The organism is Bacteroides faecichinchillae JCM 17102 (assembly GCF_000614145.1).
In the GTDB taxonomy this organism is placed as follows: Bacteria; Bacteroidota; Bacteroidia; order Bacteroidales; family Bacteroidaceae; genus Bacteroides; species Bacteroides faecichinchillae.
Genome location: NZ_BAKK01000020.1, coordinates 18,974 through 45,598, shown reverse-complemented (window position 1 = coordinate 45,598; position 26,625 = coordinate 18,974). Strand labels below are relative to the sequence as shown.

Annotated in this window: 27 protein-coding genes, 2 tRNA genes and 3 pseudogenes; 15 read left to right on the top strand and 17 right to left on the bottom strand. The window is 38.1% G+C overall.

What is annotated here, in order from left to right:
* Positions 1-2: 2 nt before the first annotated feature.
* Positions 3-806 (bottom strand): glycoside hydrolase family 16 protein, encoded by an 804-nt coding sequence (locus JCM17102_RS11465; RefSeq protein WP_025075216.1) that lies wholly within the window; start codon positions 804-806, stop codon positions 3-5.
* A gap of 179 nt (positions 807-985) precedes the next feature.
* Between JCM17102_RS11465 and JCM17102_RS11460 the strand changes: the two genes are divergently transcribed.
* Together JCM17102_RS11460 and buk are read left to right on the top strand one after the other, a co-directional pair.
* Positions 986-1,933 (top strand): phosphate acyltransferase, encoded by a 948-nt coding sequence (locus JCM17102_RS11460; protein ID WP_025075215.1) that lies wholly within the window; start codon positions 986-988, stop codon positions 1,931-1,933.
* Between the two features lie 17 nt (positions 1,934-1,950).
* Complete coding sequence (gene buk / locus JCM17102_RS11455; RefSeq protein ID WP_025075214.1) at positions 1,951-3,012, top strand: butyrate kinase; 1,062 nt, start codon at positions 1,951-1,953, stop codon at positions 3,010-3,012.
* Positions 3,013-3,454: 442 nt separating this feature from the next.
* Here the strand turns inward: buk and pnp are convergent, their stop codons facing one another.
* Positions 3,455-5,581, bottom strand: a complete 2,127-nt coding sequence (pnp, locus tag JCM17102_RS11450) for a polyribonucleotide nucleotidyltransferase (protein ID WP_025075213.1) — start codon at positions 5,579-5,581, stop codon at positions 3,455-3,457.
* 193 nt (positions 5,582-5,774) lie between these two features.
* Between pnp and JCM17102_RS11445 the strand changes: the two genes are divergently transcribed.
* The 3 genes from JCM17102_RS11445 (at position 5,775) to JCM17102_RS11435 (ending at position 8,013) form a co-directional block, all read left to right on the top strand.
* Positions 5,775-6,926, top strand: a complete 1,152-nt coding sequence (locus JCM17102_RS11445) for a DUF4369 domain-containing protein (protein WP_025075212.1) — start codon at positions 5,775-5,777, stop codon at positions 6,924-6,926.
* Between the two features lie 177 nt (positions 6,927-7,103).
* On the top strand, positions 7,104-7,568 hold the full coding sequence (greA, locus tag JCM17102_RS11440; protein WP_025075211.1) for a transcription elongation factor GreA: 465 nt from the start codon (positions 7,104-7,106) through the stop codon (positions 7,566-7,568).
* Between the two features lie 52 nt (positions 7,569-7,620).
* Positions 7,621-8,013 (top strand): HIT family protein, encoded by a 393-nt coding sequence (locus JCM17102_RS11435; RefSeq protein ID WP_025075210.1) that lies wholly within the window; start codon positions 7,621-7,623, stop codon positions 8,011-8,013.
* 61 nt (positions 8,014-8,074) lie between these two features.
* Here JCM17102_RS11435 and JCM17102_RS11430 read toward each other — a convergent pair whose 3' ends face one another.
* Positions 8,075-9,001, bottom strand: a complete 927-nt coding sequence (locus JCM17102_RS11430) for a DMT family transporter (RefSeq protein ID WP_025075209.1) — start codon at positions 8,999-9,001, stop codon at positions 8,075-8,077.
* Positions 9,002-9,008: 7 nt separating this feature from the next.
* A pseudogene (locus JCM17102_RS27335) lies at positions 9,009-10,248 on the bottom strand (MFS transporter).
* A gap of 179 nt (positions 10,249-10,427) precedes the next feature.
* Here JCM17102_RS27335 and gad point away from each other — a divergent pair.
* Together gad and glsA are read left to right on the top strand one after the other, a co-directional pair.
* Positions 10,428-11,873: a glutamate decarboxylase gene (gad, locus tag JCM17102_RS11420; protein WP_025075208.1), complete on the top strand. Its 1,446-nt coding sequence runs from the start codon at positions 10,428-10,430 to the stop codon at positions 11,871-11,873.
* 8 nt (positions 11,874-11,881) lie between these two features.
* A pseudogene (gene glsA, locus JCM17102_RS27330) lies at positions 11,882-12,846 on the top strand (glutaminase A).
* Between the two features lie 168 nt (positions 12,847-13,014).
* On the opposite strand, the gene JCM17102_RS23470 reads toward glsA, so the two are convergent.
* Positions 13,015-13,758, bottom strand: coding sequence for a potassium channel family protein (locus JCM17102_RS23470; RefSeq protein ID WP_033886773.1), 744 nt, complete (start codon positions 13,756-13,758; stop codon positions 13,015-13,017).
* Positions 13,759-13,938: 180 nt separating this feature from the next.
* Between JCM17102_RS23470 and gadC the strand changes: the two genes are divergently transcribed.
* The 3 genes from gadC (at position 13,939) to JCM17102_RS11395 (ending at position 15,987) form a co-directional block, all read left to right on the top strand.
* A complete protein-coding gene (gadC, locus tag JCM17102_RS11405) occupies positions 13,939-15,606 on the top strand; it encodes a glutamine/gamma-aminobutyrate antiporter GadC (RefSeq protein ID WP_025075207.1) in 1,668 nt (555 codons plus the stop codon).
* Positions 15,607-15,831: 225 nt separating this feature from the next.
* Positions 15,832-15,904 (top strand) — tRNA-Phe (locus JCM17102_RS11400).
* Between the two features lie 10 nt (positions 15,905-15,914).
* Positions 15,915-15,987: transfer RNA gene (locus tag JCM17102_RS11395), tRNA-Pro, on the top strand.
* A gap of 764 nt (positions 15,988-16,751) precedes the next feature.
* Here the strand turns inward: JCM17102_RS11395 and JCM17102_RS11390 are convergent.
* Positions 16,752-17,090 (bottom strand): S24 family peptidase, encoded by a 339-nt coding sequence (locus JCM17102_RS11390; RefSeq protein WP_025075206.1) that lies wholly within the window; start codon positions 17,088-17,090, stop codon positions 16,752-16,754.
* Positions 17,091-17,126: 36 nt separating this feature from the next.
* Positions 17,127-17,519 carry a hypothetical protein gene (locus JCM17102_RS11385; protein ID WP_025075205.1) on the bottom strand — a complete coding sequence of 131 codons (393 nt, stop codon included), beginning with the start codon at positions 17,517-17,519 and terminating at the stop codon, positions 17,127-17,129.
* 180 nt (positions 17,520-17,699) lie between these two features.
* Here JCM17102_RS11385 and JCM17102_RS11380 point away from each other — a divergent pair, with 180 nt between their 5' ends.
* The 5 genes and pseudogenes from JCM17102_RS11380 (at position 17,700) to JCM17102_RS11360 (ending at position 20,407) form a co-directional block, all read left to right on the top strand.
* Positions 17,700-17,990 carry a helix-turn-helix domain-containing protein gene (locus JCM17102_RS11380; RefSeq protein ID WP_051572887.1) on the top strand — a complete coding sequence of 97 codons (291 nt, stop codon included), beginning with the start codon at positions 17,700-17,702 and terminating at the stop codon, positions 17,988-17,990.
* An 18-nt stretch (positions 17,991-18,008) separates the two neighbouring features.
* Positions 18,009-18,559, top strand: a pseudogene (fic, locus tag JCM17102_RS27325) (protein adenylyltransferase Fic).
* A 440-nt stretch (positions 18,560-18,999) separates the two neighbouring features.
* Positions 19,000-19,230 carry a hypothetical protein gene (locus tag JCM17102_RS11370; RefSeq protein ID WP_148302053.1) on the top strand — a complete coding sequence of 77 codons (231 nt, stop codon included), beginning with the start codon at positions 19,000-19,002 and terminating at the stop codon, positions 19,228-19,230.
* Positions 19,231-19,430: 200 nt separating this feature from the next.
* Entirely contained in the window at positions 19,431-19,889 is a 459-nt protein-coding gene (locus JCM17102_RS11365; RefSeq protein ID WP_148302052.1) for a hypothetical protein, read from the top strand.
* Between the two features lie 143 nt (positions 19,890-20,032).
* On the top strand, positions 20,033-20,407 hold the full coding sequence (locus JCM17102_RS11360; RefSeq protein ID WP_025075201.1) for a hypothetical protein: 375 nt from the start codon (positions 20,033-20,035) through the stop codon (positions 20,405-20,407).
* Between the two features lie 182 nt (positions 20,408-20,589).
* On the opposite strand, the gene JCM17102_RS11355 is transcribed toward JCM17102_RS11360, so the two are convergent.
* The 10 genes from JCM17102_RS11355 to JCM17102_RS11315 form a co-directional block, all read right to left on the bottom strand.
* Positions 20,590-20,925, bottom strand: coding sequence for a hypothetical protein (locus tag JCM17102_RS11355; protein ID WP_025075200.1), 336 nt, complete (start codon positions 20,923-20,925; stop codon positions 20,590-20,592).
* Positions 20,926-20,936: 11 nt separating this feature from the next.
* A complete protein-coding gene (locus JCM17102_RS11350; protein ID WP_025075199.1) occupies positions 20,937-21,845 on the bottom strand; it encodes a hypothetical protein in 909 nt (302 codons plus the stop codon).
* A 319-nt stretch (positions 21,846-22,164) separates the two neighbouring features.
* A complete protein-coding gene (locus tag JCM17102_RS11345; protein ID WP_025075198.1) occupies positions 22,165-22,437 on the bottom strand; it encodes a hypothetical protein in 273 nt (90 codons plus the stop codon).
* A gap of 68 nt (positions 22,438-22,505) precedes the next feature.
* Positions 22,506-22,931 (bottom strand): RusA family crossover junction endodeoxyribonuclease, encoded by a 426-nt coding sequence (locus JCM17102_RS11340; RefSeq protein WP_025075197.1) that lies wholly within the window; start codon positions 22,929-22,931, stop codon positions 22,506-22,508.
* A gap of 2 nt (positions 22,932-22,933) precedes the next feature.
* Complete coding sequence (locus tag JCM17102_RS11335; protein ID WP_025075196.1) at positions 22,934-23,983, bottom strand: DUF6371 domain-containing protein; 1,050 nt, start codon at positions 23,981-23,983, stop codon at positions 22,934-22,936.
* 84 nt (positions 23,984-24,067) lie between these two features.
* Positions 24,068-24,706 (bottom strand): AAA family ATPase, encoded by a 639-nt coding sequence (locus JCM17102_RS31675; protein ID WP_275564391.1) that lies wholly within the window; start codon positions 24,704-24,706, stop codon positions 24,068-24,070.
* A gap of 23 nt (positions 24,707-24,729) precedes the next feature.
* Entirely contained in the window at positions 24,730-25,161 is a 432-nt protein-coding gene (locus JCM17102_RS31670) for an AAA family ATPase (RefSeq protein WP_245798553.1), read from the bottom strand.
* Positions 25,133-25,459, bottom strand: coding sequence for a hypothetical protein (locus tag JCM17102_RS11325; RefSeq protein WP_025075195.1), 327 nt, complete (start codon positions 25,457-25,459; stop codon positions 25,133-25,135). The genes JCM17102_RS31670 and JCM17102_RS11325 overlap by 29 nt, the downstream gene beginning before the upstream one ends.
* A gap of 15 nt (positions 25,460-25,474) precedes the next feature.
* Positions 25,475-25,783: a helix-turn-helix domain-containing protein gene (locus JCM17102_RS11320; protein ID WP_025075194.1), complete on the bottom strand. Its 309-nt coding sequence runs from the start codon at positions 25,781-25,783 to the stop codon at positions 25,475-25,477.
* A gap of 81 nt (positions 25,784-25,864) precedes the next feature.
* Positions 25,865-26,599, bottom strand: a complete 735-nt coding sequence (locus tag JCM17102_RS11315; RefSeq protein WP_025075193.1) for a hypothetical protein — start codon at positions 26,597-26,599, stop codon at positions 25,865-25,867.
* Positions 26,600-26,625 lie beyond the last annotated feature (26 nt).

The following is a 26,625-nucleotide window of genomic DNA, read 5'->3' as shown; positions in this document are numbered from 1 at the left end:
TATTACTTTATTGATTTTTGCTGATAAAAACGTACCCAGTCTACTTTCATCTCCACCGGAAGCTCTTTAGGATCGACTGTCCCCACCCAAGAACCGCCCAATTGCATATCAATCAACAAATAAAAAGGCTGATTAAATGGATACTGACCTTTCTCTATTGTTTGTATGCGGGGATAAGTAAACGTATGTATATTATTAATATAGAATGAAAGGCTGTCCGGATACATTTCAACCGCAAATACATTATAGCAATCCGGATCTATCATCCCTTTAGAACCTGACTTAGGGTATTCTCTTAGACCTAACGTATAAGTATAATAAGAATGAACCGTTTGATAAACAATGGAATCATGATTCAAACGTTCCATAATATCAATCTCGCCTCCTACCGGCCAATCGGCATTCTCGGCCAACATCCAGATAGCCGGCCAAGCTCCTTTCGCTGGATCTAACTTAACCCGAATTTCAATGCGTCCATCGGAGAAAACTTTTTTCCCCTTCGAATAAACACCACCAGTCAAATAAGGAGCTGTGTCATTGAGTTGCGTGTGATTGACAATACCCCTTAACACCAATTTTCCTTTACGCATTGCGTAGCAGGAATCAAAGTCTGTCATGTAATTATCCCAATCAGCTCCTCCACGAGGTATTTTACTCCATACCTGTTCATTGAAACCTTTTTTCTGATTAAAATTCTCTTCCCACACCAGCGACCAGTCCGTAAGTCTTTGAGTCGATTTACAAGATATGAACATCCAGCAAAAGAGCAATGAGCTAATAAATAAGAGACTTGTATAATGTTTCATATCAATTTTGTTTTCAGGGAATTTTCTTTTGCAAAAATACACGAAAAAACGATTCTACGTATATCAGACCTTAAAAACAAATACAATATAGCAAAATGTTATATTTAGGATGATTTTTTTAAGATCATTCTGCCTGTTTTTTCAATCATTTTTCAGATATTTGCTAAAAACATAACGTTATGGAACCTATTCAAAGTTTTGCCCAATTAACAGCCCATCTAAAGAAACAACGCAATAGAAAACGAATAGCAGTAGTTTGCGCCAATGATGCCAATACAGAATATGCCATTGCCCGTGCCTTAGAGGAAGGATTTGCAGAATTTCTTATGATTGGTGACTCTGCCATCTTGAATAAATTCCCCACTCTCAAACAATATCCCGACTATGTGAAAACAATTCACATTGATGATCCGGACGAGGCAGCACGTGAAGCTGTACGTGTTGTACGCGAAGGCGGAGCAGATATTCTGATGAAAGGTATTATTAATACAGATAATTTACTCCATGCTATACTCGACAAAGAGAAAGGATTATTACCTAAAGGCAAAATCCTCACTCATCTTGCTGTTATGGAAATCCCAACTTACCATAAGTTACTATTCTTTTCGGATGCAGCCGTAATTCCACGCCCTACATTACAACAACGAATAGAAATGATTTGGTATTCCATCTGCACCTGTCGCCACTTTGGCATCGATCAACCACGCATCGCACTGATTCATTGTACTGAAAAAGTAAGTGCTAAATTCCCACATTCACTGGATTATGTGAATATTGTGGAATTAGCCGAGGCCGGAGAATTTGGAAATGTCATTATCGACGGTCCACTCGATGTGCGTACCTCTTGTGAACAAGCGAGCGGAGATATCAAAGGTATTGTTTCTCCTATCAACGGACAGGCAGATGTACTGATTTTCCCAAACATCGAATCAGGCAATGCATTTTATAAATCTGTATCATTATTTGCGAAAGCAGAAATGGCAGGATTATTACAAGGCCCTATCTGTCCGGTGGTACTTCCGTCACGCAGTGACTCTGGGTTATCTAAATATTATAGTATTGCAATGGCTTGTCTACAAGTATCAGGAGACTGCGAATGCAGAAAACAAATTCATCCGAATTCATAATTTAAAATTCAAGATTAATGAAGATTCTAGCAATCAACCCCGGTTCTACTTCCACCAAAATAGCTGTATACGAAAACGAAACTCCGATTCTGGTTCGCAATATCCGACATACAGTGGAAGAATTATCCGCCTATCCACAAGTGATAGATCAATTCGAATTTCGGAAGAATCTGGTACTTCAGGAACTAGAAGCTAACGGAATACCTTTCGCATTCGATGCAATCGTCGGACGCGGTGGTCTAGTCAAGCCTATTCCCGGTGGTGTATACGAAGTAAACGATGCGATGAAACGCGATACCTTACACGCAATGCGTACTCATGTCTGTAACTTGGGAGGATTAATTGCTGATGAACTATCTTCTTCTTTACCTAGTTGTCGTGCATTTATTGCTGACCCTGGAGTAGTGGACGAACTGGAAGACATAGCCCGTATCACTGGGTCTCCATTAATGCCACGAATTACCATCTGGCACGCTTTAAACCAAAAAGCAATTGCACGCCGATTCGCTCAGGAACAACATACCCACTATGAAAGTCTAGATTTGATTATTTGTCACTTGGGAGGGGGGATTTCTATAGCAGTCCACCAGCACGGACGTGCCATTGACGCCAATAATGCACTAGACGGTGAAGGTCCTTTCTCACCAGAACGAGCAGGAACACTTCCTGCAGGCCAGTTAATTGATTTATGTTTTAGTGGTCAGTTCACCAAAGACGAACTAAAAAAACGCATTTCGGGACGAGCCGGACTTACTGCCCATTTAGGTACTACAGATGTAGCTGCTATTATCCAATCCATAGAAAAAGGTGACAAGAAAGCAGAATTAGTAATAGATGCCATGATCTATAATATTGCTAAAGCAATTGGCGCCGCCTCTACTGTACTTTGTGGAAAAATAGACGCGATCCTTCTAACAGGTGGTATTGCTTACTCCGATTATGTAGTCTCCCGCCTGACAAAACGTATTGCATTCCTGGCCCCTATATATGTCTATCCCGGAGAAGATGAAATGGAAGCATTGGCATTGAATGCTCTAAGTGCATTAAAAGGCGAACTTCCAATACAAATTTATAAGTAACTCATATCCCCGGACGTACATCTGGGTAGTACCAGACGTACATGTGGGGATTCCCCAGATGTACGTCCGGGGAAAGTCATTCAAGCAAGCAATTCAGAAAAGAATATTATATAACCTATAAATCGGTCTTATAACCGAAGAAAAAGTCCTTACCCGCCTTCTCGCTAACCTAAAAACAGCTTCCATAACAACATTATTTACTCTACGATTAAACTTTTTTGAGTAAAAAGCCATTCCAAAGAAAATTTTCTCATATCTTTGTAACGTGTTAAGTTAATAAATTGATTAAGGTCGATTTTTGACTGTTTCGAATCGGGAAGTATGGGGGTACTTTCCGATTCTTTTTAGTACTATTCTGACAAAACAAGATACATATGTAAATAAAATAGCCCGACTACTTAAAGTAATCGGGCCATCTAATTATGAGAAACAATTCGTTTCTTTATTTCTTTTCCGGTCTTGGCATCAAAACTTTTCTTGAAAGTTTGAATTTACCTGTCTTCGGATCAATATCAATCAATTTAACATCAATCTCATCCCCTTCTTTGATTCCGGCTTCTTCAACTGTTTCGAGACGTTTCCAGTCAATTTCTGAGATATGAAGCAAACCATCTTTACCTGGCAAGAATTCGATGAATGCACCGTAAGGCATGATAGAGCGAACCTTACCTTTATACACTTCACCTATTTCAGGAACAGCAACGATTGCTTTGATCATACGCATAGCGTCATCAATGCACTTCTTGTTTGTTCCGGAAACCTCGATGCGACCGATTCCACCGATTTCTTCGATAGTGATTACAGCACCCGTTTCTTCCTGCATACCCTGAATGATTTTTCCACCCGGGCCGATAATAGCACCGATAAATTCTTTCGGGATAGTCATCGTCTCAATACGAGGAGCATGGTCTTTCAAATCAACACGTGGTTCAGAGATTGTTTCAGTGATCTTACCAAGGATATGCATCCGACCTTCTTTTGCCTGATTCAAAGCACGTTCCAGAATATCATACGACAGACCGTCTACTTTAATATCCATCTGAGTGGCGGTAATACCATCTTTTGTACCAGTCACCTTGAAGTCCATATCTCCGAGGTGATCTTCATCACCCAAGATATCAGACAATATAGCATATTTCTCTTCACCCGGATTCTTAATCAATCCCATAGCGATACCAGAAACCGGTTTGTTGATTTTCACACCCGCATCCATCAAAGCCAATGTTCCGGCACATACAGTAGCCATTGAAGAAGAACCATTAGATTCAAGAATATCTGAAACGACACGTACTACATACGGATAGTCAGCAGGAATCTGTCCTTTCAATGCACGCCAAGCCAAGTGACCGTGACCGATTTCACGACGACCTACACCACGTTGTGCTTTAGCTTCACCTGTTGAGAAAGGAGGAAAATTATAATGTAACAAGAAACGTTCCTTTCCATGAGTCAATACATCATCTATGATCTTCTCATCCAATTTCGTACCTAAAGTAACAGAAGTCAATGACTGAGTTTCACCACGAGTAAAGATAGCAGATCCATGAGGGCCAGGTAGGTATCCCACTTCGCACCAGATCGGACGAATCTCGGTAGTCTTACGACCATCCAAACGCTTGCCTTCATCAAGAATGCTACGACGCATGGCTTCTTTTTCTACATCATGATAATAACGGTCGATCAACGGAGCTTTTTCTTCCAATTCTTCTTCTGAGAATTGTGCTTTAAACTCGTCACAGATAGCCTCAAAAGCCTCCATACGTTCGTGCTTGTTCTTGTTTCCAGAAGCAGCGATAGCATAAGCCTTGTCATAACATGCTTCACGTACAGCCTTACGCAAATCTTCGTCATTTACTTCATGGCAATATTCACGTTTTACAGTTTTACCAACTTCTTCTGTCAGTTCCATTTGAGCTTTACAATGAACTTTGATAGCTTCGTGAGCCACCTTCATTGCTTCCAGTAATTCAGCTTCCGATACTTCATTCATTTCACCTTCTACCATCATGATATTCTCATAAGTAGCGGCAACCATAAGGTCCATATCAGCTTTTTCCAATTGGTTAAAAGTAGGATTGATAACGAACTGTCCATCAATACGTGCTACACGTACTTCAGAGATCGGTCCGTTGAAAGGAATATCTGAAACAGCAAGTGCTGCAGAAGCAGCAAGTCCTGCCAAAGCATCCGGCATATCTTCACCATCAGCTGAAAAGAGAATGATGTTTACATATACCTCTGCATGATAGTTATCAGGGAATAGAGGACGGAGAGCGCGGTCTACAAGACGACAAGTAAGAATTTCATAATCAGAAGCTCTACCTTCTCTTTTGGTGAAACCACCAGGGAAACGGCCGAATGCCGCAAATTTTTCTTTGTACTCTACCTGTAAAGGCATAAAATCTGTTCCGGGAACTGCATCTTTAGCGGCACAAACAGTAGCTAACAACATGGTGTTTCCCATGCGAAGCATTACAGAACCGTCTGCCTGTTTTGCCAACTTTCCCGTCTCGAGTGTGATGGTTCTTCCATCAGGTAACTCGATCGTTTTAACAATTGGGTTAATCATAAAAATTGTTTTATCTATACTTTTCTTTCAAAATTCTTGCAAAGATACACATTTATCATTGTAATCGGGTGGAAATGAGGTAAAAAGTTAGTTGTAATATGATTTTTTTCAAAATAAGGGTGAAGAAGCAGGCAAAATGCTTTGACTAATCTTGAAAAGAAGTATATTTGCAACTCTTATAATAACACACGATATGAAAAAAATAACTTTTGCAGCTATTGCTGCACTGACCATTACAGCTTGTAGTTCCGGCCCTAAGTTCCATGTAAACGGTGACGTATCCGGAGCTGACGGAAAAACTCTTTATCTGGAAGCTTCCGGGTTGGAAGGTATCGTTCCACTTGATTCTGTCAAGCTAAAGGGGGAAGGTAAGTTCAGCTTCAAACAACCCCGTCCCGAATCTCCGGAATTTTATCGGCTACGGGTAGAAGATAAAGTCATCAATTTCTCTGTGGATTCACTTGAAACGATTCAAATCAATGCCCCTTACACCGATTTTTCCACAGCATATACTGTTGAAGGTTCAGAAAATAGCAGTAAGATTAAAGAACTGACTTTAAAGCAGATCCGTCTTCAGAAAGATGCGGATAATTTATTAAATGCACTGCGAGCTAATAAATTAAGTCACAATGTTCTGGAAGATAGCCTCACCGCACTGGTAAAAAGATACAAAGACGATGTTAAAATGAACTATATTTTTGCGGCTCCTAACACTGCAGCTGCTTATTTCGCTTTGTTCCAGAAACTCAACGACTACTTGATATTTGATCCGTTGAACAATAAAGACGATGTAAGATGTTTTGCAGCCGTTGCTACCAGCCTCAACAATGCTTTTCCTCATGCTGTACGTTCCAAGAACCTGTATAATATTGTGATTAAAGGGATGAAGAATACTCGCAAACCTCAGACACAGAATCTGGAGATTCCACAAGACAAGATTATAAAAACAGGTATTATCGATATTGCATTACGTGATGTGAAAGGAAATATTCGCAAACTGACTGATCTGAAAGGTAAAGTAGTGTTGTTAGATTTCACTGTATACCAAGCTCCGGCAGGTGCGACACACAACTTGATGCTTCGTGAATTATATAACAAATACGCTTCACAGGGATTGGAAATTTATCAAGTATCTTTAGATGCCGACGAGCATTTCTGGAAAACATCCGCAGCCAACTTGCCTTGGGTATGCGTTCGCGACGGCAACGGTGTGTATTCCAGCAACGTAGCTGTATATAATGTTCGTCAGATACCATCTATCTTCCTAGTTAATCGCAACAACGAATTAAAACTTCGTGGCGAAGACATCAAGGATATAGAAGCATCCGTCAAATCTTTACTTTAAGTTGTTACATTTTAGCATATTTCATTTAAATATGTTACATAGCATTCTTTTTTGCTTGACTCATATTACTTAAAAGGTTATCTTTGCAAAGAAATCATTAGAAGAGGGTTCCAGCATGACTCATGTTGGAATTCTTTTTTGTTTATATGACCATTTTTAATTAAAGGAGGAAACATCATGGCTTATATGTCAGAAGAAGGTTACAAAAAACTTATGGCGGAACTGAAAGAACTGGAAACAGTAGAACGCCCTAAAATCTCTGCGGCAATAGCTGAAGCAAGAGATAAAGGAGATTTGTCAGAAAATGCAGAATACGATGCAGCTAAAGAAGCGCAAGGCATGTTGGAAATGCGCATTAACAAATTAAAAGCTGTTATCGCAGATGCTAAGATTATTGATGAATCAAAATTAAAAACAGATTCCGTACAGATCTTAAACAAAGTGGAACTGAAGAACGTAAAAAATGGTATGAAGATGACTTATACCATCGTTTCTGAAAGTGAAGCTAATCTGAAAGAAGGAAAGATTTCTGTAAATACTCCTATCGCACAAGGTTTACTTGGTAAAAAGGTAGGTGATATTGCTGAAATCAAAGTTCCGCAAGGTCAGATTGCACTGGAAGTAGTAAACATATCAATTTAATGTAAAGGCAGGTCTCCGCAAAGGAGCTTGCCTTCTTTTATCTATATACGTTATGGCAACAATATTCAGCAGAATCATCGCAGGTGAAATTCCCTGTTACAAGGTGGCCGAAGACGATAAGTTCTTTGCTTTCCTTGACATCAATCCGTTGGTAAAAGGACATACGTTGGTAGTCCCCAAACAAGAAGTTGATTATATTTTCGATTTGAGTGATGAAGATTTAGCAGCTATGCACGTCTTCGCCAAGAAAATAGCTAAAGGCATTCAAAAGGCTTTCCCCTGTCAGAAAGTTGGTGAAGCTGTTATTGGTCTGGAAGTTCCTCATGCACACATTCATCTGATCCCTATCCAGAAGGAATCGGATATGCTATTTTCCAATCCTAAATTGAAATTATCGGAAGAAGAATTTATAGCCATAGCTAAAGCTATCAACTCCTCTCTATAAAACATGATGATTAAATAATTGATAGGTATCTCTATAGGGATATAGGGATACCTTATTTCTTTCATTTTTTGGTTTTCAATGAGTCTGCCGACTGATCTTTACTTTCCGCTACTTCTACCAAATAAACTCCCACACAGATAAATAAAATCGCAAAGGTTTGTGTCCAGCTAAAACGGTCTTGACCTAATACCAAGGAAGCTATCGTTGCAACAATCAGGATAAGGTAACCGTAAATGGCAACGACTGTTGTCTTCAAATATTTCAAGCCAACAGGAAGCAGCATATAGCTAATAGTGGTCGGAAATACCAGAACAAACATTAAGATCAGGAAAGGCGTCCAGTGGAATGGTAATGAAAAGACAGGTGCATCAATACCAACAATACAAGACACGATAATGGCAGAGACAGCCGCACCTGAAAAGGTATATTTTAACATAGTCATTGCACCAATAGAAGTAAGAATGCGTTGACTCAATACCAGATAGATAGCATAAACTATCGAACTGATGAGACAAAGCATATTTCCTACAAAAGCATCAGAAGCCAGATCGTCACTTTGCTGAGTTAAGATACAAACCAATGCTCCTATTAATCCTATAGAAATTCCGATTATCTTTTTGCCGGTAGCTTTCTCTTTATAGAAAAAAATCATTATCAGAAAAACCCAAATAGGTTGCAAACTAGTAAAGATAGAACTGGAAACCGGAGTTGTTTTACTCAATCCTGTAAGATAGAGGAACATAAATCCATAAAGTCCCAAAGCCCCCAATAAGAATAGAAGCCACTTATCTCTTGTTGTCGATTTCTCCGGAGGCATAAACCAACCTATCACCCAGAAAGCAACTGCTGCAAAAGCACAACGAAATGTTGCCCCCGTCAGTGGACTCATCCACAATGGGAGAAGAAATTTCAGAGCATTCATATTCAATCCACTAAAGACTTTTGAGACTGCCATACTTAGGTTGGCTTCTAGTTTTTTATTCTTCATCTTTGTTTTATTTCAATTGGTCATTAAATAGAAACTCGTGACGGCGAATATAAGCCCATATGAGAGCAGCAATTGTAATACATAAATTAAATACAAAACCAAACTGCTGAGTCTTTATGTGGAACATTGACTGGAAAAAGTCAATGATAAACGGACAAAGCAAAATGGCAAGATAGTTCATCATCATCACAAAAGCCAGTGCTAAAGTTACTTTTCTAGAAATAGCTGTGTGAGTTGTCTTATCATAAATAATCGGCTGAATCACTCCATAACCTAAACCAACAAGAATACATCCGGGTGCAATCACCCATTCTTTTGGAGAAACCCATATCAAAGCAAGACCAATCGCAATGGATAACAAACTATAAAATTTTGTTTTCTCTTTCAATCGACCAACAATCTGGTTGAGGAAAAAACCGGGAGCCATAATCGCCAAAAAGAATAGTGATATCATAATGCCAGAATTACCACTGGTAAAATGATATTCTTCCATCAAGAAAGGAAGATTGAAAGTTACAACTAATACAAGGAAAGTAGACAATCCATAAAAAAGCATTACTTGTATTAAGTGCTTCACATTGATACCATATTTGCTATGCAATGTAACCGTATCCACTTCTTCGTCTTCACTTCCATCAGACGATTCTTTTTTAGCAAGTGAAGAATCACCTTCGCTATCCATACTTCTTTTCAAATAAACAGACAAAACAAGAGATACTATGGGAAGCAGATAAACCACAAAAGGCAGGTGCCAGTTTACTTCTGCCAAATAACCGGTAACTGTAGTGGCTACAACAAGTGTCACATTGGTTATTGCTGAGCTAAGTCCGAACTGCTTCACTCTATAAGCTCCACTGAAGTATTTGGAAATCAGCTGTGGATAACGGGACAATCATACCAGAACCTACCCCAAGCATAGCACTGACAGCGATCAATTGCCACATCTTATTAGACAATAAATATAAAATGCCACTTAATGCAAAAATCGCTAATCCCGCTTGCAGCAAACGGATAAAATTCATTTTCTCTGTCAGTTTACCTGCTAACAGAATAAAAGGTATAACCAACAATGAAGGTAATGACGAAAGCATCTGAATATCCAGCTCCGTAGAATGGGGAAAGATGACAGAAAGCTTCCCCAAAATAGGTGAAACAGCTAACCCTGGTAATGCATTCAATGCCGATATTGACCAGATACCAATCAGAGTGATAAGGGGAATAGTCCCATGACCTGTCTGTATTCTCATATTGTATGAAAGTTAAATGTTTAGGTTTGAAAACAACAATCACACCGCAATAAAGTTCACCCCTTAATAAACGCCAAATAATGTAAAACCAGCAAACTTTCAATACTATCTGCTGTTGTTGTGAAAAATTAGACGGGGAAAATCCCCATCGCCTAAACCTTTAAAAAAACAAATTAAGTATGGAAGATTTAAACTTTAGAAAAGGTGATGCCAAGACAGATGTATTTGGTTCTAACAGAATGTTGCAGCCTTCACCCGTAGAAAAAATTCCTGATGGCCCTACTACCCCGGAAATCGCATATCAAATGGTGAAAGATGAAACATTTGCTCAGACTCAACCAAGACTGAATCTAGCAACCTTCGTCACTACTTACATGGACGAATATGCTACCAAACTGATGAACGAGGCTATCAACATCAATTACATCGATGAAACAGAGTATCCACGTATCGCAGTAATGAACGGTAAATGTATCAATATCGTTGCCAACCTGTGGAACTCTCCAGAAAAGGATACTTGGAAAACTGGTGCCTTGGCTATCGGCTCTTCCGAAGCTTGTATGTTGGGTGGTGTAGCAGCGTGGCTACGTTGGCGTAAAAAAAGACAAGCTCAAGGCAAACCGTTTGATAAACCTAATTTTGTTATCTCAACCGGTTTCCAGGTAGTTTGGGAAAAATTTGCCCAGTTATGGCAGATTGAAATGCGTGAAGTGCCCTTAACATTGGAAAAGACAACTCTCGATCCAGAAGAAGCATTGAAGATGTGTGATGAAAACACGATCTGTATTGTACCTATCCAAGGTGTTACATGGACAGGATTGAATGATGACGTAGAAGCTCTTGACAAAGCCCTTGATGCATATAATACAAAAACAGGTTTTGACATTCCTATTCACGTAGATGCCGCTAGTGGTGGCTTCATCCTTCCGTTCCTTTATCCGGAAACGAAATGGGACTTCCGTCTGAAATGGGTACTTTCTATCAGTGTATCAGGTCATAAATTCGGACTTGTTTATCCGGGATTGGGCTGGGTAGTATGGAAAGGTAAAGAATATCTGCCCGAAGAAATGGCATTCAGCGTAAACTATCTAGGAGCAAACATTACTCAGGTTGGTTTGAACTTCTCTCGTCCTGCTGCTCAGATTTTAGGACAGTATTATCAATTCATCCGTTTAGGATTCCAAGGTTACAAGGAAGTTCAGTACAACTCTTTGCAGATTGCCAAGTATCTTCATGGCGAAATAGGAAAGATGACTCCGTTCGTAAACTACTCTAAAGAAGTAGTGAACCCACTATTTATTTGGTACATGAAACCGGAATATGCTAAGACAGCTAAATGGACACTGTATGATTTGCAAGATAAGCTGTCTCAACATGGCTGGATGGTTCCTGCTTATACGTTGCCTGAAAAGTTACAAGATTACGTTGTAATGCGTATTGTTGTTCGTCAGGGATTTAGCCGCGACATGGCAGACATGTTGTTAGGTGACATCAAGAATGCAATTACTGAATTGGAAAAACTTGACTTCCCTACTCCTACTCGCCTGGCTCAGGAAAAGAATCTGCCGGTAGAAGCTAAAATTTTCAATCATGGCGGACGTCGTCAGAAAGGTGTAAAAAAATAAATTACCTTATGAATAAAAAAGTAACTCTTGCCCAATTACAAGAAATAGTTCAGGAAGCATACGACCAGGTAAAGACAAATACAGGCGGCAAGAATGCCGACTATATTCCTTATCTGGCTAATGTAAACAAAGATCTCTTCGGAATTAGTGTTTGTCTGCTTAACGGACAAACCATTCACGTGGGAGATACTGATTACCGCTTCGGTATTGAATCCGTATCCAAAGTACATACTGCAATTCTGGCACTACGCCAGTACGGTGCAAAAGAAATACTAGAGAAGATCGGAGCCGATGCAACCGGATTGCCTTTTAATTCTATCATGGCTATCTTGTTGGAAAATGATCATCCTTCTACCCCGTTGGTAAATGCTGGGGCAATCACTGCTTGTAGTATGGTGAAACCGACTGGTGACTCTGCTAAAAAATGGGAAGCCATCGTGCAAAATATTACCGACCTATGTGGAAGTGCACCTCAACTGATTGACGAATTGTATAAATCGGAATCAGATACTAATTTCAACAATCGTTCTATCGCTTGGTTGCTGAAGAATTACAATCGTATCTATGATGATCCAGATATGTCATTAGACTCTATACCCGTCAATGTTCTTTAGGAGTGACTGCTTTACAGTTATCTATTGCCGCCGGTACAATTGCTAATGCAGGTGTGAATCCGGTTACTAAAAAAGAAGTATTTGATGCCAGCCTGTCTCCTAAAATTACGGCAATGATTGCCGCAGTAGGTTTTTACGAGCACACAGGTGACTGGATGTATACTTCTGGTATTCCCGCCAAGACTGGTGTAGGCGGTGGTGTTATGGGTGTATTACCCGGTCAGTTTGGTATTTCCGCATTTGCTCCTCCTTTGGACGGATCCGGCAACTCTGTAAAAGCTCAGCTGGCTATTCAGTACATCATGAACAAACTCGGTCTGAACGTATTCGGAAATAATCATATCATTGTTGGGGAGTAAAATTCGATTTTTCTAACGTGAGAGAGGGCGCTATCCTGTAAAAAGGATAACGCCCTCTAATTTATTATATGAAGTAAGGCTTCTATATCGTTTTTTGAGCGTAATTATCTTCTATAATGCAGTTTTCTATGTTGGTGATTGCTGTGATGTTTGTCCTTGTGGTGTCGTTTACCTTTGTGGAACTACAGGTTCTTGTTGAGTGGTTTGTTGCTGATAATACTTGTTTTTTTGATCGTTAGAACGTTGTATCAAATTCGTCACATATACTGTAAAAATTGGGAACATCATCATACCCAATGCTGCTAATACAACTGACAACACACGCCCTGTAACAGTCACCGCAATGATATTCGAACCGACCGTAGTAACATCCATAAATGCCCACCATAAAGCATCACCATATCCCACAACCAAAGAATTCACTTTATGCTCAAGTACAAAGAATGCTAAACTAGAAAAATAAACAGTTGCCAACAACATTGTCAGATAAGATACAAAAAGACTGGAAGCCCTATTATGAGTGAGCCAGCCTACCACAATAGCCAATGCATATCCTCCTCTTAACAAAGGAATAAAGCGTAACATATAAGTTATCTCTGGTGAGAATGTCCAACCATAATATGCTATAATATTCTGATATGGTATTGCCACCAACAAGAAAATAAAATGTGAGCGCAGGTAACGCCATTTATGCTGTGCCAAAAAGAATTCCAACACAAAATCGAACAAGAACCAGATACATATCCATAGCTGAACCTTCATATACGAAGTCTGTGTATAGAAAGGAATGCCTTTGAAAGTATCAATCGAAATGCTTATGACCAGAAAAAGAGACATCAACAAAATGACTACATGAAGAATGCCATAAATACCCTTTTTCTCCCATACAAAATCAGAAAGAGCGGATTTCATAATTGTTTATTTTAAAAAGTTTCTAATATTATTATGTACAGAAACAAAAATAAGCAACGAATGTTCCGTCAGTATACATTTGTTAATTAACCAACTTTGAACTATTATTTGCAAACATCTCCCAAAGAATCTTGTTATAATCACTGACTTTAAAATATTTTTCACTTAAAACCTTAACTTATGGCGAATATTAAAAATGCAGTGAAGCTAGGTGTGTTTACCCTAGCTATCATGAACGTTACGGCAGTTGTATCCCTACGCGGACTGCCAGCCGAAGCCGTCTATGGAATGAGCTCGGCTTTTTATTATCTTTTTGCAGCAATTGTCTTCCTGATTCCAACATCACTCGTAGCAGCCGAGCTAGCAGCTATGTTTCAGGATAAACAAGGTGGTGTATTCCGATGGGTAGGCGAAGCTTACGGAAAAAGAATCGGATTTCTTGCCATCTGGTTGCAATGGATTGAAAGTACCATTTGGTATCCGACCGTTTTGACATTCGGCGCTGTATCTATCGCTTTCATCGGCATGAATGATACTCACGATATGGCATTGGCCAGCAACAAGTTCTATACATTAGCTGTTGTGCTCATTATCTATTGGCTTGCCACATTCATCTCTCTAAAAGGTATGGGATGGGTAGGTAAAGTGGCCAAAATAGGCGGTATGGTCGGCACTATTATTCCGGCAGCACTGCTGATTATACTGGGTATTATCTATCTAGCAACAGGCGGACACTCCAACCTGGACTTCCATAGTAGTTTCTTCCCCGACTTCACGAACTTCGACAACGTTGTGCTCGCGGCTAGTATCTTCCTCTTTTATGCTGGTATGGAAATGGGAGGTATTCACGTGAAAGACATAGAAAACCCAGCGAAGAACTATCCGAAAGCGGTATTTATCGGTGCACTAATCACAGTTATCATCTTCGTACTAGGAACATTTGCATTGGGTATCATCATTCCGGCTAAAGACATCAACCTGACACAAAGTTTGCTCGTTGGTTTCGATAACTATTTCCAATACATCCACTCTTCTTGGTTGTCACCGATTATTGCCATTGCTCTTGCATTTGGTGTGTTAGCAGGTGTATTAACGTGGGTAGCTGGTCCGTCAAAAGGTATCTTTGCCGTAGGTAAAGCCGGTTACATGCCTCCGTTCTTCCAGAAAACAAACAAACTGGGTGTTCAGAAAAATATCCTGTTTATACAAGGTGGTGCTGTTACTCTGTTGAGTCTTCTGTTCGTTGTAATGCCTTCTGTGCAAAGCTTCTACCAAATTCTATCACAATTGACAGTTATTCTCTACCTCATCATGTACTTGCTCATGTTCTCAGGTGCTATCTACCTCCGCTACAACATGAAGAAAGCCAACCGTCCATTCCGTATCGGAAAGAATGGCAATAGCCTGATGTGGTTTATCGGTGGACTTGGATTCTGTGGATCTTTGCTTGCTTTCATATTAAGTTTCATTCCGCCAAGCCAGATTTCTACAGGTAGCAATACAGTTTGGTTCTCCGTATTGATTATCGGTGCTTTAATTGTAGTAGTGGCTCCATTCATCATTTATTCTTCAAGAAAGCCATCATGGACTGACCCGAACTCAGAATTCGAACCATTCCATTGGGAAGCACAGGCACAAACAGCTACTACTAATGTCAGTGCAACCGCCACAACTACTTCTTCAGTTACTGCATCTGCAAGCAATAGTGCATCTGTTAGTAATAGCACAAAAACAAGCACATCAGTTCTGACAGGTGGAGGTTCCGCTTCATCAAGCAATCCTTCACCGTCAAGTTCAAATGCTTCATACGGTTCTGTCGATGACAAGGATAAAAATCCAACGTCTTAGCTGGATACCAATCATAAATAATTCATAAACTTTTAATCCCATGATGGAGTCATAGATTCTATTATGGGATTATTTTATGTATTTCAATCTCCTTTTTTCCATTTACAATATCTACGTATCTCTTCTTCACCGCATATCTTCTTTTACTTGAATTTGGATATTTTTTCCATTTAAGTCATTGTGGTATTAAAAAATATACTTATCTTTGCACCCGCAAACGAGAAAGGTGCCATAGCTCAGTTGGTAGAGCAAAGGACTGAAAATCCTTGTGTCCCCGGTTCGATTCCTGGTGGCACCACTTTTGTGAGCGGAATGTAGCGCAGTTGGTAGCGCACTACGTTCGGGACGTAGGGGTCGGGCGTTCGAGTCGCCTCATTCCGACACGCAAGGCTTGACTTTCAGCAAGTTAAGCCTTTTTTGTTCCGTTATTGTTCCGCAAAACAAAAGAAAAAAAATAAAACTAGAGGATTCCATAACAATTTGCCTCTGTTTTTTTATCTTTGCACTAAATGCTTTCGGAGGTGTCTGAATTAGCTTTTAAATCCATAAAGAGGGGTCCGTAAGCGATTCCCTCTTTTTTTTGATATATTATTAAGCTGTAATTCCTGAATTTCCCCTTACCAAAACCTTACCACTTTTATTTTCTCCTTAGGGAATTTTACTGGGAAATATGCCTTTCTTTTTAGCGGTCCTTTCACATTGAGTTCTTGACATACATAAGCGACACCAAGAAGTTTTTAAATGATATGTTTTACCATTCCGGTATATTGTTCGATCATAGAATCTATGTAGTGGTAGCAGCTTTCCACAATGCGTACATAGTTTTCTTTCTACGCCATTGACTATTACCCGGTTCTTGGGCTTTCGCTTTACTAGATCACACGAAACACATTCAATTGGACCATATCTACGACAATAAGCAATAGAACGTTTTCTGCATTTTGCAAAATGGATGCAATCTATTCGGGGTGATGTTTGGTGTATGTTCATAATAGTATTTTAAATAAATCCTGTAATTGCTGTTTGGTCTAATATCAATATTATGAAATTGCCTATTCATTACACACATGCGCATGAGATAAGACTTTTTTAGTGAATAAGTCGGTTATCTTCATACGCACGTTATAGACTTTTCAAGTGTATTATTAATTCTTGTAACGTATAGCCTTACTTTGTCTTGCTGTTACTAGATAAACACTGATTATATCCTCTAACTTGATAATGAAATCTTGATATTTCGTGTTGAGGCTATGGCATTTTATCGCAACTCCTTCTATGTAATCAGTGACTTGTTTAACTAGGTAGCCGTCTTTTGTCTTAATTACCCAAAAATCATCCGGTCTACTTGTTATACTACTCTTAAAGTTGTCAATACTATAAGCCTCTACTAATACATAACATCCTTTGGGAAGGCTTTCGTAACTTCCATTGTCCATACTATCACCTTCTATCTTGAAAGCGATTACTTTTGGTTCTGTTTCCATTTTTATATTATTTGTTATATGCTTTATAATTTCGTTTTAATCACCGCAATAAGCTCCGCAACCATATCCCATTGAGCGACTAATGCGGTTTTGATATTCGCTATAGGTAATACCTTCTTTGCGTGCTGCTATCTCAGCTTTCATACGTTCCGCTTTAGCCTCAGCTTCACGTTTGATCCGGTCCATTTCAAGTTGTGCATGAAAGAGAACCGATTTTATTGCTGCCTGTTCTCTGTCTTCACGTTCCTTTGCTTCACGTACTTTAGTTTCTTCTTCGATCACTTGACGTTGCTCTGCTATCTTAATATCAAACTTTGCCATACTCCAAGATTTGCGGAGTGCATCAGAGAATGTTGGGTACTTTGCACGAGCGTTAGTAAATAACTGGTGTGCTCTTCTCATTATCTTGCTTAAATCGTAACGTTTCATATCTTTATAACTTTTATTGTTATTATCATGCTACAAATATAACTCTTAATATCATAAAACGAAACATTAAGATGAATATTAATGATATTTTAAACTATATTTAACTATGAATTATAACTTTTGCGTTATTTATTCCTATATTTGCACATAAATTGAATTATAACTTAAAGCGTCATTATTATGAGAATAAAAGAAGTATGTAAAGAGAAAGGTATCACAGTTAGCCAGCTTGCGGAAAAGATGGGAATTAAGCAAGAGAGTTTGAGCCGGGCTATCAATGGAAATCCAACCCTTGAAACATTAGAGAAAATTGCATCAGCTTTAGATGTTGATGTTCCAGAGTTGTTTACCCCTTCTTCCGGTGGTATTATTGGAGTGATCCGCATAAGAGATACCAATTACAATATCAATAGTGTATCAGACTTGTGGAATTTGGTGAATAGAATAGAAAGCGGGGAAATCGTTTTATAATATCAAAGTTGAATGAGTATGAATACAAATGAAATAGATAAGTTGAGCCTTGTAAAAGCTCATGCTTTGTTTGAGACTGGAGATATAGACCGTATCGAGATAGGAACCGTAAAAGGATTGTGTGACATACACCGCTATCTGTTTGAGGGATTGTATGACTTTGCCGGAAAGATACGTACTTTGAATATAGCAAAGGGAAACTTTCGTTTTGCCAACTGCATGTATCTTGATGTGATGATCCCAGTAATAGAGAAAATGCCGGAAACGACATTTGAGGAAATCATTGCTAAATATGTGGAGATGAACATCGCCCACCCGTTTATGGAAGGGAACGGCCGTACTATGCGTATTTGGCTGGATATGATATTAAGGAAAAACCTATCAAAGGTTGTTGATTGGCAAAATATAGATAAACACTTATATCTACAAGCAATGGAAAGAAGCCCTATCAATGACTTAGAGCTACGTACTTTGCTACAACAAGGCTTAACCGATAGAGTGATGATAGAGAGGTGATATTTAAGGGTATTACACAATCTTACTATTACGAAGGTTATGAGCCTGAATAAGGACATATAAGGATTTGATAAAATAGAACGCCCGTATATAGTTTGCTAACCAGTGCGGGCGTTTTTATATCTACTTCCTTGGTGTCTTTTTTTGTTCGCTATCATGTTTTTTGGGTGGGAGCATCGTCAATTTTTAATTGATGATGTAACCTTAAGAAATAGTTATTAATAATATAGTTATAAAAATATAGTTATTAATGAGGAACGTGTATAGGTACGCACATAGGTACATACATAGGTACGTACTTATTTAAGAGGTACATTTTTAACATCTATTTATTATTTCGTTTTTGAATAAGAAAAACAGTTCTTTACCTTTGCAATTATAAAACAGAAAGAGGACACCACATCATCACGACGGAATGTCCTCTTGTTAATACGGAAACAAAGATATGAATAAAAATCCTTTTATCCTAATACCTCTATCGCTATTGAGAGGTATGATCTACGAAAAAGAAGCAATCAATGATATGTATGATATTGGAATCTTTTGTACGTCTCGAAAGATTGACATAATAGAAAGTAATGCTCTCAAAGATTTTGTTTATTGTATCTATAGATCAATAGAGGAACTACCCGATAAACTACTACAGGAATACGATAAAATGGATGAATTCCCTTATGATGAAGATTATAACGCTTCGAAAATGAGAACTTTGCCCCAGAGTTAGAGATTGAATACCTGAATGATTATAGTAAAAAGAATCCATCATTTTACGATCAGGTTTTAGAATGGTATAGAGTACGCCAAGTATTTTATATGTTGAACTTGAAAACGAATACAGTGAAATATACACTTAGTACTGTAGAAAAATATAAAATGAGGTATGATTTAGGCAAATGTTCTTTTGTTCTATTGAACGGGGAAGTTATGAGTAATCTCTATAAGCTAAAAGATACCATGACGGCAGATGATCGTGCAATGTGGGCTATGTACATGGGGATTTCATCTATAATTGGAGATAAGGATTTCGCCCAAACAACATCGGAAATGATAAAATGTAGGATGTTTGGAGCGATAAACCAGAAGGAACTGGAGTTGTTACTAAAGGATGAGACTTTAAAAAGGGTATATGATAAATATACTACCAAACGTCAATATAATAAGCTATTAAATATAATTCAAGATCGTAATATGGTGACAGAAATAGGATTAAATAGAAGAACTTACGTAAGTACTAAGATGGAAAATGTAGATGAACTGGTAGATGCAATATCAGCGAAAAGAATTGATTTGGAACGAAAGCGAGTGCGAGATGAAGAAAAGGCTAATGCTAGAAAAAAGTATTATTCTTTATTCCAGGACAATAAGAAACTAAAGATAGGCTAATTTCGTATTGTATTTTACTTGTAGAATTCTGCATATAGAAAGTGATTCTTAATCACTTTTATAATCGGAAAATGTCTGCAAGGCTTGTTTTTTGTTTTGGCTTTTTGTACGTTTGCGCATTGTATAATATGAGACACACAGTAATGGAAAAGATTTTATTTTTATTGGTTATGTTGCCAATGTTTATTTTCACTGGATGTTCATCAGATGATGAAGAACCTCCACGTCCTAGTACTTATACTTTATTCTGGGAATTTAGGAGCGTTGAACCTGTAGCCGACGTTATTGTTTTTGAATATAATTCTAGTGGTGATAAGATAGCTAATAAAAGGCTGACAGAATGTGAAACTGGAGCTATTGAGACTTTTCAAGCTAATGATAAAGTAGTAAAAGTGAAGATCTGTATACTTATGAACTCAAAAAATAATTGGGTACAAAATGTATATTATTTAGAAGAAGGGAAAAATATAAATATATATCTTGATGAAGATGTTCTAATTGGTAATGACGAACCTTGATATAGAATATTGTTATTATATTCATTTACTATTATTAGGAATACTTATTCTGAAAACACACCAATATGATATCATAATAAAATAAAGGGACGCCAGATTATAAAGTGTCCCTTTTTTAGTTGTATGCTTGCATGAATATAAGCTAACGATTTCAAGCTCAACAAAATTCATGCTTCTATATTTTACGATATTGTGGATAAAAAATTAGAAAGGCTTTTGAAATCGCTAAATTCTTTCATCTCGGCATTGTCGGTTTTCCTTATTCGTTTATTCTTTCTGCTTTCAGACACAATGGACAGCATATTTTTTACAATGCCTTTTGCATTATAAATTTTGATATTCTCGCTTTCAGACAAATTGCAAAGCTCATCCGCAAAAGACCTAGAAATAAATGTTATTTGCGATAGGTCAATAATAGAAATATTACAATCCAAGATTTTTTCACGCAATACATCGGCATTAGAGCGTGAACGTATTTCTGTTCCAAACAAATCGTAAAGTTTAATCATTTCGTTCATAATACTACCTCCTACCTTATATATTTCATGTAATCAAAAGAATTATTTACTGTTAACGGTATTCTCATAAGTATTACTGTACCATCCCAACTAATGGATTCTGGAAGCTTAACATACGAACTTCCGTTAATATCATGTCGATGAAATGCGCCTCCGGATAGCATAAAAAATGCGCCTCCAAGCCCTTCTACAATCATGCTTTTTGTGGAAGATATGCCAAACCCTCTATTTTCTGCTTCTGGAAGATTCTTTGTAGAATACCCTTCGTTGGCAAATTTAAGTGCTTCTGCTTCATTATCACCTATTTCTTCAATCATTTTCTGTGTTTTTACATAACTTCCGTATATAGTGATCCCGTCATCGGCAATACAAATGTCTAAACTATTCTCCTTGCCTAAATACTGTGTATAGATGTAACCAAATTCACTGTCTGAATGCTGGTCTATATTGCAAACTAATTCACTAATTAAATATGAAATTGGAGTTTTCAGCCTTGCATCTAACTGCTTTTGTTTTTCTACTACAGATTGAATTATTGTCTGCATCGAATCAATATTCTTATTTAATCTACTGAATCTGCATATAGGAATATAGCTTTTAACCAAATACTCTTTTAATGCCTCTTTCAGTCCCTCATCATCTTCTATTGTAAGCATGTCAAAGAAGCGCACACAACTCAAATAACTTCTCATATATGAGGGTAGATTTTTGCAATCAATGTTGGTTTTACATTTGCTTCTATATATGGCAAAAGGGAATAAAAAGAACGGATGAAAAAATGACGTATTCGAGAAATCCCAAATAATATTATCCCCCTCTCCGTATATTTCATTCTGCAATATAACAGAAAAAAGATGATTGAATACACTTCCTATCCTTTCGTCTCTGTCCGCATTTGGTATTTTAATTGCAATATTCATAATGCAAATATAGTATGTTTCTACTGTTTTCTTTATCTCATTTTACCTTATTTTATTCTATTTGCTTATATTTTCTCTGTTTTAAGGTTTAAGACATGCCGTAAAACATAAAAGCAATAGTACTATAATGTGGGATTTTCCCATGTTATCCCATATTATTTTGCTCGTTTTCTCATCCTGTTTGCGTCTAAGCGACTTTTCCCGTTTGAACGATATATTTATCATCTAATTCTTTTGCAACGGTTAGACAAACGCCTATCCGATAATACTTTTCCTCGCTTGGATGGCATTTGTTTGAATGGTTCTTTTTTAAATTAGCCTACGAAGGTTTTATAAACCCATTATCTAAATAATATTTTGCTTGCTCATATTTAGGAAATGTCAAAGCCCAATAACCAAAGGCATTGCCACCAGGATAGCTAATACAGTTAAACCGTTTGTTTATCCTACGTTTGAACACTTCATAAACGATTGCTCCTCTTGGGAATATACGCTTGTATAAATAAACTTTAGTTTGGGGATTATATCCGATTTGGACAAATCGCTCTTTGTTCTTAATAAACTCTTTCTCTAATTCTTTAATTACTTCCATAATTTTTAAATGTTGCTCTCGCTCATTTTAAGGTGAACGAAAATGATAATCTATTCTTTTTGGTACTCTTACTCATCTCGCAGGTAAAAGTGGTTTATGCTCGCTTTATTTGGACTGAATATATTTTTTTGCTCGTTTATCTCTTCCAGACCAAATTCTACTCTTGGATTCCGTCGGTCTATGCGTTTTTCCGCATGGATCTCAAAACAAAGGCTGTCGTTTGTTATAGCCTCAACCATTTGTAGACAATCAAGGATTGTTTTTAAAGCGTTATCCAGATCAAAACGTGAACTACTTTGCCAAACACGAATAAAGAGTTTGAAACGTCCAGCAATGCGTTTACCTCGGTATTTTCTGCATTGTAGGCAAAATGATTTCTCATATTCTCTAATCCGGTCATTTTTAATAATCCGTTTTTGTCCTTCCTTGCCCGGTACGGCTTGATAGTTATTTGCCTTCGCTATCACTTGCCCGTAGATTGTTTCTGTTTCCATACTCAAACGTTATAAGTTATTTGTCGGGAAACTCCAATTTCTTTGGCATAAGCCATTACTTCACCGATAGACATCCCTTTTTGAACGTGCCGTTCCCGAAGAAGGACATCCGCTACGTCCCAATTATCCGATAGTCCTTCACATATCCGGCTAACTGTTACATCTATTCCAGAACTGCGTAATATTTCAGCTTTTCCTTCCCATTTTGCTACCATTCCACTATCAGGGTATAAAACTACCCTTTTGTCTGATAGCGGTTTGATAACGGCTTTTTCTGTCCATTTACAGCCGTTACAGCCTCCTGTTGTTATCCATGTAATTTCAGGCATCAAAATAGAGCATATAAGGGCTGACTTCTCACTTTCAACAATTCCTATCCGGGATGAGGCTTTTATTAAATGGCAACCGAAGAATGTTTGCTGCAAGTTGGCTTCATAGTTTTTGAGGAGTGTTTTCCCGGCAAACCAAATTTTATCCATTGGTCTGGTATCGGGTACATACTTTTGGGCTTTGTCGCTCCACATCTCCGCCCGGTCCTGTTTTTTCATCCGCTTACCGTTGTACGGATTATAAGCCATTACTTTCAATTGACATATCCTACCTTTATCGTCGATCTGGGGGAAAGCCGTAGATAAGCCTCCGTTATTTCTCCAGTGCTTAGATGTCCCTACATGGTAGATATCAAAAACCAGGTTAGTCTTATTCGTCCCAAACTCCTTAGCCATGAACCGGAACAGGTTGTTTTCACTCCGGTATGTATCTGTTGTCAATAACGAGGAAGGCAAATAAGATACTGGAATTACTTTAGGTGGTTCCGGCTGTTTCCATGTGGTAAACTCATTTCGTTTATCGGTCGGGTGTGCCTTGAAATATTCCGAAGGTGTCAGATGATAACCGCAACGTTCCCGGTTGCAACGTCCGCACGATTCATCAATAGGAACATTTCTTTCATCAACATAATAAGTAAATTCTCCTTTATGTCCACATTGCGGGCAGGTGTGGCGGGTGCTCGTTCCAGCGTATTTCTGTAGGTGATATGTATGTTCACTCATAAATCGAAATCTTTATAATTTTATAGCACCGTATTAATAACCGTATTTTTACCGTATTTTTGCCGTACACCGTATTAACCGTATTCACCCCCTTCTATAGAAGGGGTGATGAGTACGGTAGAAAAGTACGGTACGGTAACGGTTATTAAAATGGTAGTGTATCATTAGCTTTTTCAATCTTTGGCAGGTGATAACAGCTACCTGATTTTTGATAATATATCCATTCTCTACCGCTTTCGTAACATTCTTTTCTGCCGCTCTTTCTTTCAATCCAAGATGTACCATTAGTTTCTGCCTTAACTCCGAATAGGTTATAGTTCCTGGATATTGAGGCATGATACTTGATAAAGTCTGTTGCAGTTTATCCGTTTTTGCTTCAATGGGTATGTATTCAGCTTCAACAGGAAGCCCTTCCAAAACCATAAATGCAAAGTCCATCGGTCGCATATCTCTAGTTTTAGCCCATTTGCATAACGTTACGTCTCCTTTAGCCTCTGCAAAAATCGCTGTTTCGCACTTCCGCAAAGCTTCCGATCCAAGATGTCCCCGGGCCTTTTCACTTCCTACATTGGCGTGAATGACTGTCAGAACGTGGCAATCATATTCCTTTGTCAATGCCATCAAATCATTAATTACAGACGTTGATTGCTCTGAACTGTTAGGGTCGGCTATTAGATCGCTAACTCCATCAAGAACGACAAAATCGGGATGATATAAACCCATGCACGCATAAAAGATTTTATGTCTTATGGCGGCTGATACTCTCTCAACATGTGAATAATGATATTATCTGAATTGATGTTAGTTGTAAGCCCTGCAATGCGGTGTAGTCTCCTACCGATCTTCGCCACGTGCCCCGGTGCTTGCTCTGTATCAATCCAAAGCAGCTTACCAGATCCGTTCGGGTTGTCTAACCCCATACAGCCGTTTTCATTCAGGAACGCCCCAGCAATACCGGAACATAGAAAACTTTTTCTTGCACCGGGTAACCCAATAACGAAAGAAAAATTTCCCCGGGTACATACAGGCAGATTTTCTTTTGATACAAGCATTTGCGGTTCGGGTATATTTTGTGATAAATCCAAACGGCTACTTTGAATGGCAATCATTATATCGGATGGAATATCGATCACAGGTTTTTCAAATTCACTAACAATCTGCTTTATTGCTTCGCTCATTACTACCTCCTTTCTTCCCAATATACATCTTTCGTTCATCCAGTTCTAACCAATACAATTTACAGTTATTGTCTAAACGAACGTCTTTAATATTCCAGCCTTCATCATTTCGAAGTGTAGAAATAACACGCCTTGCATCGTTGGAATTTGTTTCAGCGTTAATTTCCTTTGCTGTTACCTTTCGACCTGATAAGAAAATAGATCGTACCTGTTGGATGATTCGAGAGGATTTACTATCTTTGCTCCTGCTGTTGAGGAGATTGGAAGTCGTTGAGGCTTCCTTTTTCTTTTTGTCCATAGTTATGCCCCTTCCTCACTTAGATACCTTTTTCAAAGCGTCGTTAATATCTTTCTCCGTATAATAAATACGTGTACCAATTCTCCTAGCATTAATAATGCCAAGCTTAGTCCAGTTATCCAATGTTACTAGGGAGATACGTAGCTTTTCAGCAGCCTCTTTACGCTTATAAAGTCCATCACGTGAAGTACTTTCTACTTTGGGTGTAGAATCAATAATACTAGCCAGCTTCTTATCAAGTAATCGGCTTAACATACTTTCAAGGTCGGAAGGAGTCACACCTTGAATAAGAATTGAATTTTGTGTAGATAAAAAATGCTCCATAATCTTATTATTTTTTGATTATGGAGCAAAGTTTGCTTACGTTTTAAAAGTTGGGACTACTTTTGGGACGTCCCAAATTCACTATTTTGCATCTTTCTTTATTCTGTCAGAGATTTCATGAAGTCCAATGTTCTCTAAATAAGGGAGAATTTCGTTTACATCCTTTGCTGCTAATTCATCCTCTAGATGTTTCCGTATTCGATCTTCGGCCCCCCCACATAAAAAAGATATGAATTTAGCTACATCCGTTTTGTTGTACATTAATTGGTTAGAATCGTTTGTTAGTTTCCAACCTGTTGCGCATTCCATTAAGTTACGAATAATAGCCCATTGTTGCGCTAGAGTAGCCTTTGGTTCTTTTCTATTTCCTAAAATATTAACCTCAACTTCTGTGTTATTATTGGATTGATAATTTTCAAGTTTCAAGCCTTGAAAATGATAGGAATTATCTTTTTCTTGAATTTCATGCTTTATTTCAATCCCAAATTCTTCAAAAACTCCAGTAATGTGTAATGGAAAGGAATGAGAATAATCAAGTTGATATAAGTAATCTAAGTCAAGTGATAGTAGATAGCCATAATCTAATTCTGTTTCTATGGTGTACTCAAACATAGAAACCTCATTATTTATGGCATCTACAATAAATTTAGCATATTGGGGGCGCACGTTTATTGGCATAGATAATAACTTATTCTTGATGCCATCTAAAGATATGTTTGCTAATTGAGCAGCCTCTATATTAACTTGGCGATTAGAAAGTCGTTTCCTGCTTAATAATCTTTTCATCTCTCTATAGTATTTTCTAATATTTTCCATAGTTATAATGTTTTATATATTTATAT